General features: G+C 38.0%; 1 protein-coding gene. It reads left to right on the forward strand.

Annotated elements, in window-relative coordinates:
* Nucleotides 1-263 (forward strand): MetQ/NlpA family ABC transporter substrate-binding protein (locus tag GYB81_RS23760; RefSeq protein ID WP_233787672.1); only part of this gene is annotated, 263 nt, incomplete at both ends.

Below are 263 nucleotides of genomic sequence, written 5' to 3' on the forward strand. Positions count from 1 at the left end.
TATAAGAGACAGAGCTTATTCTTATCTTACTGTATTTAATAATTCAAACCCGGATAAGATTGCAGCGGTTTCTACCACTTATATTGAGCCAATGGGGATTTATTCAAGTAAATACAAAAAAATTGAAGAACTTCCTGAAGGTGCAATTATTTCAATCCCGGATGATGCTGCCAGCGAATCTCGTGCGCTACTCTTGTTACAAACTGCTGGCTTAATCAAGCTTAAAGCTGACTATAATCCTGTTCAGGGCAGTCCAATTGATG

Origin of the sequence: Pseudomonas yangonensis, assembly GCF_009932725.1 — a bacterium.
GTDB classification, from domain to species: Bacteria; Pseudomonadota; Gammaproteobacteria; order Pseudomonadales; family Pseudomonadaceae; genus Aquipseudomonas; species Aquipseudomonas yangonensis.